Source organism: Cupriavidus agavae, assembly GCF_004217045.1.
GTDB classification, from domain to species: domain Bacteria; phylum Pseudomonadota; class Gammaproteobacteria; order Burkholderiales; family Burkholderiaceae; genus Cupriavidus; species Cupriavidus agavae.
Genome location: NZ_SGXM01000002.1, coordinates 100,660 through 120,422 on the forward strand (window position 1 = coordinate 100,660; position 19,763 = coordinate 120,422).

2 protein-coding genes are annotated in these 19,763 nt (G+C 71.0%); both read right to left on the reverse strand.

What is annotated here, in order from left to right; all coding sequences use genetic code 11:
• Positions 1 to 33 precede the first annotated feature (33 nt).
• Entirely contained in the window at positions 34 to 11,919 is an 11,886-nt protein-coding gene (locus EV147_RS11610; RefSeq protein WP_130391346.1) for a non-ribosomal peptide synthetase, read from the reverse strand.
• Positions 11,920 to 19,737, reverse strand: a complete 7,818-nt coding sequence (locus EV147_RS11615; RefSeq protein WP_130391347.1) for a non-ribosomal peptide synthetase — start codon at positions 19,735 to 19,737, stop codon at positions 11,920 to 11,922. It abuts the gene before it with no gap.
• Between the last annotated feature and the right edge of the window lie 26 nt (positions 19,738 to 19,763).

Sequence of the window (19,763 nt, forward strand, 5' to 3'; positions counted from 1 at the left end):
TCGCATTTCTATGACAACTGTGCTGTGGAATACCTACGTCGGAAGGGTTGCGGCAGGGAAGTCCGCAACGCTTTCCGCCGCATGGCCGGACACACTGGCGGACGGCTCGCCCGGGTGAGTGCCGGCGAGATCCCCGAGATCGGCCAGCAGCCGGGAATCCCGGACGATTGCGTGGTGGTCTACACCATCCAGCACGGCCTGCCGTGCGGGTTCGCCCTGCCATCCGGCGAGGCGCGCGATGGCTGAATCCCGGCCCGCCCGCCACCACGTCGAGCGTGGTGCCCGTACGACAGGCACCGATGTTTCGGCCGAAACCAGCGCGCTCAAACGGTGCCCGGCCACGAACATCTGCGCCAGTTCGTCGGCGCCGGGGACCACCGCCGATGCCTCCGTCCTGGCCACGAGTGGTGCCAGCAGTGCGGCCACTCCTGCCACATCGGGCGTGGCCGCGACCGGTTCCGGCACCGCGAGCGCGGGTGTGCCGGGCAACAGGCGAGCGGCGAGCGCCTGCAGGGCCGCCGGCCAGCCAGGCGAAGCGCCGTCCTGCGCGGTGGCCTCGGGAACGAACGGGTCCACCAGGCCCAGCCACTGCACGGTCTCCCCCTGGCGTTCCAGTTCGCGCGCCATCCACGTGGCCACCGTCGCGCCAACCGACCAGCCCAGCAGCAGGTAAGGCCCCTGCGGCTGCACGGCACGCCATTCGCGCACATAGTCGGCGGCCAGCGCAGCCAGCGAGGCATCGCGCCATGCCGGGTCCCCGAGCGCGCGGGACTGGAAGCCATACACGGTGCGGCGGCGGCCCAACTGCGCCACGATGGCGTCGTAGTCGAACAGCGTGCCGAGCGCCGCGTGCACGCAGGCCACGGGCGGCAAGCCGCCATCGGCCGGCCCCTGCGCCAGCACGCGCAGCGCCGTAGGTGTCGCGGCGGGCGCCGCCTGCGCAACCTCGCCGTCCGGCAGCAACTGGCCGATGGTTGGCGTACGCATCAGGTCACGCAGCTTCAGGTCGACGCCTGCCGCCGAATTGGCCCGCACGCGGGAGATGACTTTCAGGCTCAGCAGCGAGTCGCCGCCGAGGGTGAAGAAGTTGTCGTCCAGTCCCACGCGCTCCACGCCGAGCACGTCCTGCCAGACCTGCGCCAGCCAGCGCTGTGCCTCGGTGCGCGGCGCCACGTAGTGATCGGCCGGGGCCGACTCCGGCGCGGGCAGCGCGCGGCGGTCGAGCTTGCCGTTGGGCGTCATGGGCAGCGCGTCGAGCCGCACGAAAGCCGCCGGCACCATGTAGTCGGGCAGTTCGGCGGCCAGCACCGCGCGGATGGCTTCGAGATCGACCTGCGCACCGGCGGCGGGCACCACGTAGGCGGCCAGCCGGGCGCCGGACGGCCCCTCGACCGCCAGCACCGCCGCATCGCCAACGCCATCCTGCGCGAGAATGCGCGCCTCGATCTCGCCCGGCTCGATCCGGAAACCGCGGATCTTGAGCTGCTGGTCGATCCGGCCCAGGTATTCGAGCTGGCCGTCCGGCAGCCAGCGCGCGAGGTCGCCGGTGCGATAGAGCCGCGCGCCATCGTCGGCGAACGGGTCGGGAACGAAGCGTTCGGCGGTCATCGCTGGCCGGTTGAGATAGCCACGCGCCAGCCCCTGGCCACCAATGTAGAGTTCGCCCGCCACGCCGGGCGGCACGAGATTGAGTTCGGCGTCGAGCAGGTAGCAGCGGCGGTCGCCTACCGGTCGGCCAATCGGGGCATAGGTGCCGGCAAAGTCGGCGGCCTCGGCGCGCACCTTCCAGACCATCGGCGTGACGACCGTTTCGGTCGGGCCGTAGCCATTGATATAGGTCTGCGCGCCCAGCGCCCGGCGGGCCTGCGCGAACGCGCCGCGCGGCATGGCTTCGCCACCGAACGAATACAGCGCGACCGGCGGATGCTGGCCGGCCTGCTCGCAATGCTCGGCAAGCTGGCGCAGGTAGGCGGGCGGGAACCCGGCATTGGTCACGCCGTGGCGCGCCATGGCGGCGGCGGTCTGTTCGGGGGTCCAGAGCGTGTCGTCGCGCAGCACCAGCGAGCCGCCACAGGCCAGCGCGCAGAGCCAGCGCTCGTGGGCGCCATCGAACGCGAACGACAGGAAGTGCAGTTCGCGGGAGTCCGGCCCCATCTCGTAGGCGTCGATGGTGGCCGCGACGTGCATCGCCAGCGGGCCGTGGGAGACGCAGACGCCCTTGGGCCGCCCGGTCGAGCCCGAGGTGTAGATCACGTAGGCCAGCTGGTCGGGGTGGACGGTCGCCCCGGCAAGCGGGGCAGTGTCCGGGGCCACCATGTCGGGCGTGAGCACCGGCAGCGACGCCGGTGCGGGCAGCGTATCGAGCAGGGCGGGCTCGGTGACGAGCAGGCGGATGGCGCTGTCGTCGAACAGATAGGCGAGGCGGTCCCTGGGATAGGCGGGGTCGAACGGCACGTAGGCCGCGCCCGCCCGCATCACGGCCAGCAGGGCCACGATGATGTCGGGCGAGCGGGACAGGGCGATCCCCACGCGGTCCTCGGCGCCGATGCCGCGCGCGTGCAGCGTGGCCGCGAGGCGGTCGGCGCGGGCGAGCAGTTCGCCGTAGCGCAGGGTCTGGTCGCCGCAGATGACGGCCACGGAATCGGGCTGCGCGGCCGCGTGGCGGGCGATATGGGCGTGGACCGGCAGGCAATCGTCGGCTGGCGGGGTGCCCTGGCCGAGTTGCTGCAGCGCGGCCCGATCCCCGGCATCCAGCAAACTCCATTGGCCGACCGAGCCGGCCGTGTCGATGGTGTCGAGCAACGCCATCATCTGCGCGCAGAGCCGTTCCACCTGCGTGGCATCGAATGCGCGGCGCATGTACGTGAAACCGAGCCGCAGCGTCTGCCGCAGGCTCACTTCCACGTCCATTTCGTACTCGGTCAGCCCGGTACTGCCCTGCGTCTCGAACCGCAGCCCGCTGCGCGCGGCCGGTTCCAGTGCGTCTTCCAGCGGGAAATTCTCGAACACCAGGATGCTGTCGAACAGCCGCTGGCCGGCCTGGCCGCCCCAGCGCTGGATGTCGGACAGCGGCGTGTGCCCGTGCTCGCGCGCCGACACATTGAACGCCTGCAGGTCGCGCAGCCAATCCCCAATCTGCTGGTCCGGCTGCGGCGCGGCGATGACCGGCAGCGTGTTGATGAACAGCCCCAGCATCTGCTGCGCGCCGGGTACTTCCGCAGGGCGGCCCGCCACCGTTGCGCCGAACGCCACGCGGCGCTGGCCGGTGTAGCGCTGCAACAGCAGCAGCCACGCGGCCTGCACCACCGTATTGAGCGTTACTTTCTGCGTGCGCGCGAACGCGGCCAGCCGTTCCGTCATGGCCGGGCTGCACGCGTGTTGCAGCAGCCCATAGCCCTTGCCGGCCGAAGGCGCCTGCAGCGCCTCCGCGAGCCGTGTCGGCGTGTCGAAGCCGTCGAGCGCGCCGGCCCAGAACGTGCGGGCCGCGCCGGCATCGCGCGACTGCAGCCAGCCGATATAGTCGGCGAAGCGCCCGGCCGGGGCTGCCACGTGCTCACCGGTGTAGCGCTGGAGCACTTCGCCGAGCAGTTGCGAGGTGCTCCAGCCATCCACCAGCAGATGGTGGACCGTCCAGACCAGATGGTGGCGCCCCGCGCCGGTGCGCACCAGCATCAGCCGCATCAGCGGCGGCCGCTCCAGATCAAAGCCGCGCGCCAGTTCGGCAGCCGCCAGCGCGTCGAGTGCGGCCGCCTGATCGTCGCGGCCGGACCAGTCTGCCGCCTCGAAGGGCAGCGGCACGTCATGCGCCACCCATTGCAACGGCTGGTCGCCGCGCGGCACGAAGCCGGTGCGCAGCGTGTCGTGGGCAGCCAGCGTATCGCGCCACGCCTGCGCGAAGCGGGCCGGGTCGAGACCGTCGATATCGACGCGCAACTGGTTGATATAGGCACTGCCGGCGTCGGCGCGCGCCACGCTGTGGTACAGCATGCCCGCCTGCATCGGCGAGAGCGGATAGATGTCCTGCACGCTCGCGGCGTCCAGCGCGAGCGCGTCAAGTTGCGGCTGGGTCAGCCGCGCCAGCGGGAAATCCGCGCTCTGCAGCGTGTCGCGGCGCGGCCGTGGCAATGGCTCGCCTCGCTGCTGCATGGCCTCCGCCGTGGCGAGCGGAATCGCCGCAGCGGCCACGGCAGCCAGCGTCTGCAACTCGAACAGGTGCTTCGGCGTCAGGTGCCACCCCTCCGCGCGCAGTCGGGCCACGATCTGCAGGCTCAGGATCGAATCGCCGCCCAGTTCGAAGAAGTTGTCGGCCCGGCCCACGCGCGCCACCTTCAGCACATCGGACCACGCGCCGGCCAGAAGCGTCTCCACACCGGCCCCCGGCGCCTCGTACGCGGCGGTGCCGGTGAACCCGGGCGACGGCAGCGCCCGGCGATCGAGCTTGCCGTTAGGCGTGACCGGCATGCGTTCGAGCACGATCACCGCCCCCGGCACCATATAGTCGGGCAGCGTCTGCGCCAGCCAGTGGCGCAGCGAATCGGGCTGCGGGGCCACTCCGGCGGATGGCACCACATACGCCACGAGCCGCGCCGGGCCGTCCTGCGTCTGCGCGATCACGATGGCCTCCCGCACGCCCTCGTGGGCCAGCAGCCGCGCCTCGATTTCGCCGGGTTCGATCCGCAGGCCACGAATCTTTACCTGATGGTCGAGGCGGCCCAGGTACTCGATCTTTCCGCCCGCCAGGCGCCGCGCCAGGTCACCGGTTCGGTACAGACGGTCCCCGTGGGTGCCATGCGGGTCGGCGACGAAGCGCTCGGCCGTCAGCGCCGCGCGGCCGAGGTAGCCGCGCGCCAGGCCGGCGCCGCCCAGATAGAGTTCGCCCGCCACGCCATCGGGTACGGGCTGCAGCGCGGCATCCAGCACATGGGCACTGACGTTGGCAATGGGGCGCCCGATCGGCACCGAATGGCCGAGGTCGGCGCGGCAGGTCCAGTGGGTGACGTCGATGGCGGCTTCGGTGGGGCCGTAGAGGTTGTGCAGTCCGGCGTGGGGCAGCAGGGCCATCGCGCGCCGCGCAAGGTCGGCCGGCAGTGCCTCGCCGCTGCAGACGATATGCCGCAGGCTGCCGCAGTGGGCGGCCACGCCCGCATCGGCCACGAACGCCTGCAGCATCGACGGCACGAAATGGAGCGTGGTGACCCGGTGTTGCGCGATCAGGGCGGCGATCCGTTGCGGATCGCGGTGATCGCCCGGCGCGGCCATCGCCAGCCGGGCGCCGGTCATCAGTGGCCAGAAGAACTCCCAGACCGAGACGTCGAAGCTGAACGGCGTCTTCTGCAGCACCGTATCGGCGGCGTCGAGGCGGTACTGCTGCTGCATCCACCAGAGCCGGTTGAACAGCGCCCCGTGCCGGTTGGCCGCGCCCTTGGGCCGGCCCGTCGAGCCGGACGTGTAGATGATGTAGGCCAGGTTCTCCGGCGACAGCGCGGGGGTGGGATTGCCGGCGTCGCCCTCGTCATGCAGCGCGGCGGCGTTGAGATCGATGGGCGTGATGGCGCGTGACAGCGGCGGCAGCGCTGGCAGTGAGTCAAGCCGCTGCACCAGCACCAGCGCCACGCCGCTGTCCCCGATCATGTAGCCGAGACGATCGGCCGGATAGTCGGGATCGAACGGTACGTAGGCACCGCCGGCCTTCAGGACGGCCAGCAGCGCCACCACCATTTCGACCGAGCGCTCGGCCAGCACGCCCACGGGTACGTCCGGGCCCACGCCGCGTGCGATGAGCCGGTGCGCCAGCGCGTTGGCGCGGCGGTTCAGCGCGGCGTAGGTCAGCGACTGATCGCCCATGCACAGCGCGATGGCATCAGGCCGGGCGGCGGCCTGCGCTTCGAACAGCCGGTGCACCGGCTCGGCCGGTGGATAGGTCGCGCATGCCGTGCCTTGCGCGAGCGCAGCCAGCGCATCGGCCGGCGCCAGCAGGCCGATGCCGGCGAGCGGGCGCGCCGCATCGGCCGCCATCTGGCGCAACACGGAGAACAGGCTGGCGGCCAACTGGCGCGCCTGCGCATCGGCCAGCAGCGCGCGGTCGAAGCGACAGGTCAGGTGCAGCGGGTCGGCGCCGTTCTGCGCGAACAGCAGCGTCAGCGGGTAGTTCGTCTCGGCGAGGTTGCGCACGTTCGAGAAGGCGAGACCGCCCGGGGTGCGGCGCAGCGCGGCATCGACCGGGTAGTTCTCGAAGACCACGATGGAATCGAACAGCGCCTGTCCGCCGTGTCCGGCCCAACGCTGGATGTCGTAGAGCGGCGTGTGCTCGTGCTCGCGGATGGCCAGGTTCCGCGCCTGAAGGTCGCGCAGCCAGTCGCCCACGGCGGTGTCGGGGCGCGGTGCGGCCACCACGGGCAGCGTATTGATGAACAGCCCCAGCATCTGCTGCGCGGCCGGCAGGTCGGCGGGGCGGCCGGCCACGGTTGCACCGAACGCCACGCTGGACTGATTGGTGCAGCGTTGCAGCACCAGCAGCCACGCGGCCTGCACCAGTGTATTCAGCGTTACCTTCTGCGCGCGGGCGAAGCCGGCCAGCGTGGCGGTCTCGCCGGCATCCAGCCGATGATGGTGCTCGCCCTGGCCTGCGTCATCGCCGTCTGCAGGCGCCGGTAGCGCGGCCAGCAGACGGGTAGGCTGATCGAGCACGGAGAGCAGGCCCTCCCAGAAAGCGCGGCTCGCCCCGGCGTCGCGCGACTGCAGCCAGCCGATGTAGTCGCCGAAACGACCCACCGTGGGCGGCAATCCCTCGCCGCCGTAGTGGCGCAGCACCTCGCCCAGCAACTGGGCCGTGCTCCAGCCATCGAGCAACAGGTGGTGGACGGTCCAGATCAGGTGATGGCGCTCCGGTCCGGTGCGCAGCAGCGCCACGCGCATTAGCGGCGGCCGGGCGAGGTCGAAGCCCATGGCGCGCTGGCTGGCGGCGAAGGCGTCGATGTCCGCAGCGCCACGGCCGGTCCAGTCCTCGATCACGATCGGCAGCGCCACGTCGCGGGCCACCCATTGCAGCGGATGACCGGCGCGGTGGAGGAAGCCGCAGCGCAGGCTGTCGTGGCGTGCCAGCGCCGCCTGCCATGCCGCCGTGAAGCGCGCCGGGTCGACCCCTGCGACGTCCACGCGCAACTGGTTCGTGTAGGCGCTGCCCTGGTCGGCAAACACGCTGTGGAACAGCATGCCGGTCTGCATCGGCGACAGCGGGTACAGGTCGGCTGTCGTGGCCGGGTCGAGCCGCAGCGCGTCGAGTTCGCTCTGCGAGAGCCGGGCGAGCGGGAAGTCTGACGGCGTCAGGCCGCTGGCACCCGATGTGCAATGGGCGACCACGTCCTCCAGTGCCGCGCGTAACGCGGCACCGAGATCTTCGATATCCGAGGGGCGATAGCGCCCCCGGGCATAGGCCAGCGAGAGCCGCAACTGGCCGTCCTGCACCTGTCCGCTCACGGACAGCGGATGCGACAGCGGCGTGGCGGCGTCCTGGTTGGCGCCCGTGGCGGCAGGCGAGCGCTGCCACGGCCCCTCGGCCAGCGTGCCATCCACCTGGCCCAGATAGTTGAAGACGATCTCGGGCCGGGGCAGGGCGGCCAATGCCTGTTGCTGGGCCGGCGTGCCGAAGCGCCGCAGCAGACCAAAGCCGATGCCTTCGCCCGGTACCGCGCGCAGTTGCTCCTTGACCGCACGGATGGCGTCGCCGACCACGCCGCTGGCGTCGAGTGCCACCGGGAACAGTGTCGTGAACCAGCCGACCGTGCGGCTCAGGTCGATGCCATCGTCCACGCCGGCCGCGCGGCCATGGCTCTCCAGCGCGATCAGAACGTTCGCGCGCTGGGTCCAGCCTGACACCGCGCGGGCCAGCGCGGTCAGCAGCAGGTCGTTGACGCGCGTGCGATAGGCAGCCGGTGCACGTTGGAGCAGAGCTTGCGTCAGGTCGGCGGGCAGCGAGAGATGGACGTGCGCGCGCGCCGCCATCGTCAGCGGCGCTCCGGTGTCGCGCGCCGGCAGCGCGGCGTCGAGACCGGCCAGCGCCTGCCAGTGCGGCAGTTCGTCGGCGCGCGTCCGGGCGGCATCGCACAATGCCAGCGCCCAGCGCTGGAACGATGCGGTACGTGCGGGCAGCATTGGCGCGGCGCCTTGCAGCCGTGCCTGATAGGCGGCCAGCAGGTCCTCGACCAGCACGCGCCACGACACGCCATCCACCACCAGGTGGTGGATAACCAGCAGCAATTGCCACGCGCCGCCAGTCTGCAGTGCTACCGCCCGCAGCAACGGACCCCGTTCGATATCGAGGCTGCGCTGGGCCGCGTCGCAATGGGCCAGCCGCTCGGCTTCGGAGGCCGCTTCCCGCGTCCAGAGCAGGTCGCCGCCGGGTTCGCCTTCTGCGTACGATTGCCGCCAATCGCCGGTCTCCTCGAAGAAGCGCAGGCGCAGCGCATCGTGATGCGTGACGATGTCGCGTAATGCCAGGCGCAAGCTATCGGCATCGAGGCCGTCACGGCAGTCGAGCAGTACCGACTGGTTCCAGTGATGGCGGCGGGCCATCGGCTGGTCGAAGAAGTCGGCCTGAATCGGCAGCAGCGGTACAGCCCCGTGGGGCACATCGTCAGAGGACGCACCGACCTCTACGGGGACGGCCACGGCGGCGAGATCGCTCAGCGTCTGGCGCTCGAACAACTGGCGCGGCGTGAGCACCCAGCCGGCGGCACGGGCGCGCGCCACGATCTGCAGGCTCAGGATCGAATCGCCGCCCAGTTCGAAGAAGTTGTCGGCGCGGCCAACGCGCGGCACGCCAAGGACATCGGTCCAGATGGCGGCCAGTGTAGTCTCGGGCTCGCCCTCCGGCGCCACGAACGCCTGCGCACTGCCGAAGGCGGGCGCGGGCAGCGCGCGGCGGTCGAGCTTGCCGTTGGGCGTCATGGGCAGCGCGTCGAGCCGCACGAAAGCCGCCGGCACCATGTAGTCGGGCAGTTCGGCGGCCAGCACCGCGCGGATGGCTTCGAGATCGACCTGCGCACCGGCGGCGGGCACCACGTAGGCCGCCAGCCGGGCGCCGGACGGCCCCTCGACCGCCAGCACCGCCGCATCGCCAACGCCATCCTGCGCGAGAATGCGCGCCTCGATCTCGCCCGGCTCGATCCGGAAACCGCGGATCTTGAGCTGCTGGTCGATCCGGCCCAGGTATTCGAGCTGGCCGTCCGGCAGCCAGCGCGCGAGGTCGCCGGTGCGATAGAGCCGCGCGCCATCGTCGGCGAACGGGTCGGGAACGAAGCGTTCGGCGGTCATCGCTGGCCGGTTGAGGTAGCCACGCGCCAGCCCCTGGCCACCGATGTAGAGCTCGCCCGCCACGCCGGGCGGCACGAGATTGAGTTCGGCGTCGAGCAGGTAGCAGCGGCGGTCGCCTACCGGTCGGCCAATCGGGGCATAGGTGCCGGCAAAGTCGGCGGCCTCGGCGCGCACCTTCCAGACCATTGGCGTGACGACCGTTTCGGTTGGCCCGTAGCCATTGATATAGGTCTGCGCGCCGAGCGCCCGGCGGGCCTGCGCAAATGCGCCGCGCGGCATGGCTTCGCCACCGAACGAGTACAGCGCGACCGGCGGATGCTGGCCGGCTTGCTCGCAATGCTCGGCAAGCTGGCGCAGGTAGGCGGGCGGGAACCCGGCATTGGTCACGCCGTGGCGCGCCATGGCGGCGGCGGTCTGTTCGGGGGTCCAGAGCGTGTCGTCGCGCAGCACCAGCGAGCCGCCACAGGCCAGCGCGCAGAGCCAGCGCTCGTGGGCGCCATCGAACGCGAACGACAGGAAGTGCAGTTCGCGGGAGTCCGGCCCCATCTCGTAGGCGTCGATGGTGGCCGCGACATGCATCGCCAGCGGGCCGTGGGAGACGCAGACGCCCTTGGGCCGCCCGGTCGAGCCCGAGGTGTAGATCACGTAGGCCAGTTGGTCCGGGTGCACGGTCGCCCCGGCAAGCGGGGCAGTGTCCGGGGCCACCATGTCGGGCGTGAGCACCGGCAGCGACGCCGGTGCGGGCAGCGTATCGAGCAGGGCGGGCTCGGTGACGAGCAGGCGGATGGCGCTGTCCTCGAACAGATAGGCGAGGCGGTCCCTGGGATAGGCGGGGTCGAACGGCACGTAGGCCGCGCCCGCGCGCATCACGGCCAGCAGGGCCACGATGATGTCGGGCGAGCGGGACAGGGCGATCCCCACGCGGTCCTCGGCGCCGATGCCACGCGCGTGCAGCGTGGCCGCGAGGCGGTCGGCGCGGGCGAGCAGTTCGCCGTATCGCAGGGTCTGGTTGCCGCAGATGACGGCCACGGAATCGGGCTGCGCGGCGGCGTGGCGGGCGATATGGGCGTGGACCGGCAGGCAATCGTCGGCGGGTGCGGTGCCCTGGCCGAGCGCCAGCAGGTGATGGCGTTCGGGCAGGTCGAGCAGGTCTACCGCGTCAAGCGCAACGGCCGGATCATCGGCCAGTTGTTCCAGCAGCCGCAGGTAGTGACGCGCCAGCCGTTGCGCCGTGCTGGCGTCGAACAGTTCGCGTGCATAGTGGAAACAGGCGTGGATGCGTCCGGAAGAATCCTCGCGCGTGTCGAGCGTCAGTTCCAGCGCCGTGGTCCGTTCGCCGACCGGTGCGCTTTCCAGTTCGAGGCCGGGCAACGTGACGCGCGCAGCGCGGTCGCCCCGGCGATGGTTGTGCACCACCTGGAACAGCGGGTGATAGCTCATGCTGCGCGCCGGCTGCAGTGCCTCCACCAGTTGCTCGAACGGCAGGTCCTGATGCGCCTGCGCGCCCAGCACGGCGTGGCGGAGGTGATCGAGCAGCGTCGACAGTGGCTGCCGCCCGTCGATGCGGCCTCGTACGATCTGCGTGTTGACGAACAGGCCGACCACGCGCTCGGTCTCGATGCGGTTGCGGCCCGCCACCGGCATGCCGACGCAGATGTCTGCGCTACCGGTGTATCGGTGCAGCAGCGCGTGGAAGCCGGCCAGCAGCGCCATGAACAGCGTACCGCCCTGCGCCTGCGCACGTGCGCGCAGCGTGGCTGCCAGGGCGTCCGGCACGACGATTTCGCACCGCTCGGCCACGTAGGCAGCGGCAGCCGGTCGCGGACGATCGGTCGGCAAGGCCAGCACGTCAGGCGCGCCGGCCAGGGTGTCGATCCACCAGGCAAGCTGGCGCTCCCGCTCGCCGGCCTCCAGCCAGTTGCGCTGCCATGCGGCAAAGTCGCCATAGCCAATGGGCGTGTCCGCCAGTGCCAGTGCCTGCCCGGAAAGCCGGGCGCGGTAGGCGGCGGCAAGATCGTCGATCAGCAACTGCATCGACCAGCCATCCGAAACGATGTGGTGCATCACCAGCACCAGCCGGTGCGCCTGTTCGCCGAGCTTCAGCAGGTGTACCCGCAGCAACGGCGCGGCGCCGAGATCGAAAGGCGCTTCGGCAATGGCGGCGGCCTGGGCATCGGCAAGGGCAGGGTTCGCCGACAGATCGGTCACCGGCAGTTCGATGGCGACACCGGGGTGTATTCGCTGCGTCACGCGGCCATCGGCATCGGCGATGAAGGCCGTGCGCAGCGCGTCGTGCCGGCGGGCCAGCACCGCGAACGCGTCGTGCAGCGCAGTTACGTCGAGCGTGCCGCGCAGTTCCACGCTGCTGCTGATGTGATAGGCCGCGCTGTCCGGCTCGAAGCGGTGCAGGAACCACTGGCGCTGCTGCGCGTACGACAGCGGCGCGTCATGGGCGGCGCCGGCGTCCGGGCGCGGCAGCGCGGGAATCGGCAGCTGCGTGAATGCGATGCCCTGCTCGGCCATCTTGTCGAGGAAGGCACGGCGCTGGGCCGGCGCCAGCGTGGCAAAGCGCGCGGCCAGGCGGGCCGCGGTGTTGGCTTCGATCATTCAGACAGACTCCAGGGAATTGGCAAACGCTTCCAGCTCCAGCAGGGCGGTTTCATCGGCATGGCGCTGTTGCTGCGGCAGCGCGGCGGCCAGTTCGGCCAGCGTGGCAGCGCCGAACAGCAGGGCCAGCGGTGCGTCGATGCCGAGTTCGCCCTGAATGCGGGACAGAAGCTGGACGGCCAGCAGGGAGTGGCCGCCCAAGGCAAAGAAGTTGTCGTGGCGGTGCACCGCCGGTACCCGTAGCAGGTCTTGCCAGATGGCAGCCAACCGGGTTTCGAGTTCGCCTTGCGGCGCCTCGCCGGGCGTGGCAGCCGGGGCGTCGGGCTTCGGCAGCGCGCGGCGGTCGAGCTTGCCGTTGGCGGTCAGTGGCAGCGTGTCGAGCAGGCAGATCGTGGCCGGGACCATATGCCCCGGCAGCACCGCGGCCAGCGCGCGCCGGAGGTCGGCGGAATCAGGCTGCATGCCATCATCGGGCACGGCGTAGCCAACCAGCTGCATGCCGGTCCCGGCCAGATCCGCGACCACGGCGGCCTGCCGGATGCCGGGCAGGGCCGCAAGCTGCGCGGCCACTTCGCCCGGCTCCACGCGGAAGCCGCGGATCTTCACCTGATCGTCGATCCGGCCAAGGTACTCGAACCGTCCATCGGCATGGCGGCGCACCCGGTCACCGGTCCGGTAGAGACGCGCGCCGCCTGCGAACGGGTCGGGCACGAAGCGGTCAGCGGTCAGCGCCGCCCTGCCAAGGTAGCCGCGTGCCAGTGCCGGGCCGCCGAGATACAGTTCGCCCGCCACGCCGGTGGGCTGCGGGGACAGTTCGGTATCGAGCACGTAGGCGCTGGTGCCGGCCAGCGGCTGGCCCAGCGGCAGGCCCGCGCCTGGGTGAGGCGTGGTGCCCGCAGCGTGCACAAGGACGCCAACGGTGGTTTCGGTCGGTCCGTAGTGGTTCAACAGCCGGCAGGCCGGCCGGGCCGCATGGAGGCGCGCCCGGAGCGTGGCATCGGTGGCTTCGCCGCCCAGCACAAGCGTGTGCGCCGGCAGCAGGTCGGCCTCGGCCACGCCGGCTGCGGCGGCGCCGTCGAGCAGCGCGCGCAGATGGCTTGGCACGATTTTGAGCACGCCGATGCCGTGTTCGGCCATGTAGCGGCCGAACGCTGCCGCATCGAAGACACAGCGACGCTCGGGCAGGTGCAGCGCCGCGCCGCTGGCCAGCGCGCCGAACAGCACCGTGTGGCCCAGGTCGGCGGCGGGCGTGGACACCATCGCCATGCGCAGGCCCTGCGGCAGTGCCAGCGGCGCCAGCACGCCGTGCAGATAGTGCGCGAGCGCGGCGTGCGACACGCCGACGCCCTTGGGCCGGCCCGTGGAGCCGGACGTGTAGATCACGTAGGCCAGATGGGCGGGATGCAGATCGACGGCGGGGTTGGCTGCCTCGGCCGCGTCTGGCGTCGGCTCGTCGAGATCGATGACCGGGACGGTGCAGGCATCGATCAGCGCGCTGTCCGCATGCCGCGTCAGCAGCAGCGCCACGCGGCTGTCTTCCACCATGAAGGCGAGGCGGTCGGCCGGGTAGTCAGGATCGAATGGCACGTACACGCCGCCAGCCTTGAGGACAGCCAGCAGCCCGACAACCAGTTCGACCGAGCGCTCGGCCAGCACGCCCACCGGCACGTCCGGCCCGACACCATGTGCCATCAGGCGCGCCGCCAGCGCGTTGGCGCGGCGGTTGAGGTCCCGGTAGCTCAGCGTGTGACCGTCCGCGACCAGCGCGATGGCGTCGGGCGTGGTGGCGGCGTGCGCCTCGAAGCGATAGTGGGCCAGCGGCTGGCCCGGCTCGTCGGTGACGGCCGGCATTGGGGCCCCAGCGGTGAGGCCGATCTGGCCGAGTAGCCGGCCTGGATCGCCGGCCATCTGACGCATGACGTGGCACAGGCTGTCGGCAAGCCGGGCCGCCAGCGCTTCGTCCAGCCGGGCCCGATCGAAGCGGCAGGTCAGCCGCAGCACATCGGTCTGGGCCAGCACCAGCGTCAGTGGGTAGTTGGTTTCGGCCCGATTGCTCACGTTGCCGAACGCCAGCCCGCCGGGCGCGGTGCGCAGTGCGGCGTCTACCGGGTAGTTTTCGAAGACCACGATCGAGTCGAACAACGCCTGGCCGCCGTGGCCCGCCCAGCGCTGGATGTCGTAGAGCGGTGTCTGCTCGTGCTCGCGCAGGGCGAGGTTCAGCGCCTGTACGTGGCGCAGCCAGTCGCCTACCGTCTGTTCCGGCGCGGGCGATGCCACGACCGGCAGCGTGTTGATGAACAGGCCCAGCATCTGCTGGGCGGCCGGCAGGTCGGCCGGGCGGCCGGCCACCGTTGCGCCGAACGCTACGCACTGCTGGCCGGTGCAGCGTTGCAGGACCAGCAGCCATGCGGCCTGCACCAGCGTGTTCAGCGTGACTTTCTGGTTGCGCGCGAAAGTGGCGAGCGCGGCCGTCTCGGCAGCATCGAGCAGCAGGTGCTGTTCGGTGTGACCCTCGCCGGACGCGGGTGCCGGCAACGCCGCCATCAGCCGCGTCGGCTCATCCAGCGGCTGCAGCGTGGCGCGCCAGAACGTCTCGCTGGCGGTGGTATCGCGCGCCTGCAGCCAGCCAATGTAGTCGGCGAAGCGGCCGCCGGCCGGCGCGGGCGGCTCGCCTGCGTAGTGGCGCAGCACCTCGCCCAGCAACTGGGCCGTGCTCCAGCCGTCGAGCAGCAGGTGGTGGACCGTCCAGACCAGATGATGCTGGTCGGCGCCGGTGCGCAGCAATGCCAGGCGCATCAGGGGCGGGTGCGCCAGATCGAAGCGTTGCGCCAGTTGCGCACGGGCGAACGTATCGATCTCGGCGGCGTTGCGGCCCGTCCAGTCTTCGGCGATGACCGGCAGCGGCACGTCCCGGGCGACCCATTGCAGCGGCTGCTCCCCGCGCGGCAGGAAGCCGCTGCGCAGGCTGTCGTGGCGTGCCAGCGCCGCGTTCCAGGCGGCGATGAATCGTGCCGGGTCGAGCCCGGCCACGTCCACGCGCAACTGGTTGGTATAGGCGCTGCCATCGGGCGCGTACAGGCAGTGGAACAACATGCCCGCCTGCATCGGCGAGAGCGGATAGAGGTCATGCACCTGCGCGGCGTCGAGGCCCAGTGCGTCGAGCCCGGCCTGCGTCAGCCCCGCGAGCGGGAAATCGGACGGCGTGACGCCTTGCGCCCCGGACGTGCAGTGGCGCACCACGGCATCGAGTTCCGTGCGGATCGTGTCGGCCAGCCGTTCGATGGTCGCCGCGTGATGGCGGGTGCGGCTGAACGCCAGCGTCAGTTGGAGTTGACCGTCGCAGACCTGTCCGCTGATCGACAACGGGTGCGACAGCGGTGCCGAGGGGTCCTGCGTGGCGCCCATGACGCCGGCCGAACGCCGCCAGGGGCTACCGGCAGCCAGCGTGGCGTCGAACTGTCCAAGATAGTTGAAGACGATCTCCGGATGCGGCACGGCGGCCAGCGCCTGCCGCTGCGCCGGCGTGCCGAAGTGCCGCAGCAGGCCGAAGCCGATGCCTTCTCCGGGCACGGCGCGCAGTTGTTCCTTGACGGCGCGAATCGCGTCGCCGATTTCGCCGTTCGCGTCGAGCGCCACCGGGAACAGCGTCGTGAACCAGCCGACGGTGCGGCTCAGGTCGATGGTGTCGTCCACGCCCGTGGCCCGGCCGTGGCTTTCGAGGTCGACCAGCACCCGCGTGCGTCCGGTCCAGCCGGAGACGGCGCGGGCCACCGCTGTCAGCAGCAGATCGTTGACCCGCGTGCGATAGGCAGCCGGCGCACGCTGCAGCAGCGCCTGCGTGAGATCGGCCGGCAGCGTCACGGTGACGTCACCGCGCGCCGCGAGGGTCGGCGGCGCGCCGGCCGTGTCGACAGGAAGGGTCGCTTCGACGCCGGCCAGCGCTTGCCAGTGCGGCATCTCGTCCGTACGGTCTGCGAGGTGTTCGCGCAGCGCCAGCGACCAGCGCTGATACGACGCGGTGCGGGCCGGCAGGGCCGGTGCGGCGCCGCGCAGCCGCGACTGGTAAGCCGACAGCAGATCCTCGACCAGCACGCGCCATGACACCCCATCGACCACAAGATGGTGAATCACGAGCAACAACTGACAGGCATCGCCGGTCTGCAACGTGACAGCGCGCAGCAGCGGACCGCGTTGGAGGTCGAGACTGCGCTGGGCGGCCTCGCAATGGGCGAGCCGTTCCGCTTCGCTGCGCGCCTGCCGCTCCCACAACAGATCGGGGTGGCGTTCAAGGCTTGCATAGGATTGCTGCCAGCCGCCAGCCTGTTCGGTGAAACGCATCCGCAAGGCATCGTGATGGGCGGCGAGATCGCCGAGTGCGGCCGCCAGCGCGTCAGGATCGGGAGCGGCCTGGCAGTCGAGCAGCACCGACTGGTTCCAGTGATGGCGATGCGCTACCGGCATGGCGAAAAAGTCGGCCTGGATCGGCAGCAGCGGCACCTGTCCCGTGGGCGGTACGGCATCGTCGTTGCAATCCTGCGCGGCGCGGGCCGCCACGGCTGCAAGCTCGGCCAGCGTCTGCCGTTCGAACAACTGGCGCGGCGTGAGGGTCCAGCCGGCCGCGCGGGCGCGGGCGACGATCTGCAGGCTCAGGATCGAGTCGCCGCCCAGTTCAAAGAAGTTGTCGGCGCGGCCCACACGCGGCAGGCCCAGCACCTCGGCCCAGATCGCGGCGAGTGCGGTCTCGGCATCGCCTTCGGGCGCGACGAAGTCCTGCGCATGGTCGAAGGCCGGGGCGGGCAGTGCGCGGCGATCGAGCTTGCCGTTGGGGGTCAGCGGAAGCGCATCGATCACCACGAAAGCCGCCGGCACCATGTAGTCGGGCAGCAGTTCGGCCAGGGCGGCACGCAGGGCGGCGATGTCGGGCATCACGCCCGCTACCGGCACCACGTAGGCCACCAGCCGCGCGCCGGACGGGCCGTCCAGGGCCACGACGGCGGCGTTGCCGATGCCGCCGTGCGCCATGATGCGCGCCTCGATCTCGCCGGGCTCGATGCGGAAGCCCCGCACCTTGACCTGCTGGTCGATCCGTCCCAGGTATTCGAGTTCTCCGTCCGGCAGCCAGCGCGCCAGATCGCCCGTGCGGTAGAGCCGCGCCCCATCGCCACCGAACGGATCGGGAATGAAGCGCCCGGCGGTCAGGCCCGGCCGATTCAGGTAGCCGCGCGCCAGGCCGTCGCCGGCAATGTAGAGTTCGCCGGCCACGCCGGGCGGCACAGGGTTCAGGCCGGGATCGAGCACGCGCACGCCAAGATCGGGAATCCGCTCGCCAATCGGGCTGCGGGTGCCGGCCCGGGGTGCGAGGTCGGCACGCGTGATCGGACGGTAGGTGACATGCACCGTGGTTTCGGTGATGCCATACATGTTGATCAGGCGCGGCGCGGCATCGCCGAACCGGTCGATCCACGGCTGCAGCGCCTGCGGGTCCAGCGCCTCGCCGCCGAAGATCACGTGGCGCAGCGCCAGCGGCGCTTCATACAGCTCCGGCTGGGCCAGCAGTGCGCGGAACGCGGACGGCGTCTGGTTCAGCACCGTCACGCGGTCCTGGCGCAGCAGCGCGATGAAATCCTGCGGCGACCGGCTGACGTGGAACGGCACGATCACCAGTTCGCCGCCGTGGCACAGCGCGCCGAAGATCTCCCACACCGAGAAGTCGAACGCGTACGAGTGGAACAGCGTCCAGACGTCGCTGGCGCCGAATCCGAACCAGTGCTGCGTGGCGGCCAGCAGCCGGGACAGGTTGCCGTGCTCCAGTTGCGCGCCCTTGGGGCGTCCCGTCGAGCCCGAGGTGTAGATGACGTAGGCGAGATTGTTGGGGCCGACCGTGACGGCCGGCGCGCTGTCCGGCCAGGCGTCGTTCGCCGGGTAGTCGCTGTCGGGCAGCAGAACCGGCAGGCCGTCGCGCTCCGGGAGCAGGTGCCGCAGGCTGGCCTGCGTGAGCAGCGCCGCAATGCCGCTGTCGTCAAACAGGTAGGCCAGCCGTTCGGCGGGATAGGCGGGATCGAAGGGCACGTAAGCGCCGCCGGCTTTCAGAATGGCCAGCATCGCGACGATCATCGCAGGCGAACGTTCCAGCGCGATGCCGACGCGGCCTTCGGGCCGCACGCCGAGCGCGATCAGTCGATGTGCGAGGCGGTTGGCGCGACGGTCAAGTTCCCCATATGTCATGACGGCTTCACCATGGCGCAGGGCAATTGCGTCGGGGCGATGGGCAGCGTGCCGTGCAATCTGATGGTGCGCGGGCTCGGGCGAAGCCACGCGCTGCAGCGGCACTCCCGCGACATGTTGCCGGGCCAGCGCGGTTGCATCGTCGGCATCGGCCGGATCGAGCAGCGGGGCGGCCGTGATCGGCAGATCGGGATCGCGCAGCATTCCGGCAAGCTGGGCCACGTAGTGCCGCAGAAGCCGCTGCGCGGTGCCGTCATCGTACAGCGAGCAGTCGTACTCCAGATGTAGCGTAGTGGCGTCTGGCGCGTGCTCCACATCGAGGATCAGGTCGAACTTGGCTCCGGTCTCGCGTGCCTCGATGGCCTCGATGCGCAAGCCGGGCAGCGTCAGCGTGGCCGGCGCGGCGGCGTTGGCCACGGTACGCAGGTTGAACATCACCTGGAACAGCGGCGTGCGGCCGGCATCGCGCGGTACCTGCATGCCGTCGAGCAGCACCTCGAACGGCAGATCGGCGTGGCCGAGCGCGCCGAGCGCATCGGCGCGCAGCGCCTCGCAGAGCCGGCGACCGGTCATGCCGGGGGTTACGCGCGAGCGGTAGACGTGGGTGTTGGCGAAGAATCCGACCACGTCATCAAGCCCGTGGCCATCGCGGCCCGCGTGCGGCACGCCAACGGCGAAGTCATCCTGGCCCGCGTAGCGGCCCAGTACCGCCTGCCATGCCGCCAGCAGCGCCACGAACGGCGTGCAGCGTTGCGCCGTACAGAAGGCGCGCAGCGCGTTCGCGAGCGTGGCCGGCAACGGAGCATCGACACGCCGCGCGGTGCGTTCGGGCTGCGCGCCGTGGGGGCGATCGGTCGGCAGCTGCAGCGCGGGGACATGGCTGCCGAGCAGTCGCCGCCACCAGTCTCGTTGCGCGTCGAGCGCGCCGCTGGCGAGCCGTTCGTGCTGGCGCCGGGCGTGGGCGGCGAAGCTGCCCGCCGGTGCGGGCAGTTGCGCGGTGTCGCCCGCCAGCGCCTGGCCATAGGCAGTGGAGAGGTCGCGTGCAATCACGGCGTTCGAAACGGCATCGGAGACGATGTGATGCAGCGACAGCAGCAGCACGTGGTCGTCTGCGCCCCGTGTCAGCAGCGTGGCGCGCAGCATCGGCGCCTCGGCCAGATCGAACGGTCGTGCGGCTTCGGCGTCGATGCGGGCGTGCAATGCTTCGATGCCGGGCGCCAGCGCCGCTTCGGCCAGCGCGAACACCGGGGCCGCTTCAACCACCTGCCGGGGCAGCGCGCCGGGCGTGGCGGCATTGGCGACGAAGCGCGTGCGCAGCGCCGGATGCCGGGCCACCACCGCCCGGAGCGCGGCGGCGAGCACCGTGCGGTCCAGCGCGCCACGCAGCACGAATGCGCGTGTCTGGTTGTAGGCCGTGCTGCCGGGTTCGTACTGCAACAGGAACCACAGCCGCTGCTGGGAGAACGACAGCGGCGCGTCGTGAACATCGTCGCCGGCAGGGCTGGCGGTACCGGACGCCGGCGGGGCGTCGGCATCCTGTTCGAGCAGCAGCGCCAGCAAGGCGGCTTGCTCGGCGGAGGGCGATGGGGTCATGAATGGCGTTCCTGGATGAATGGCTT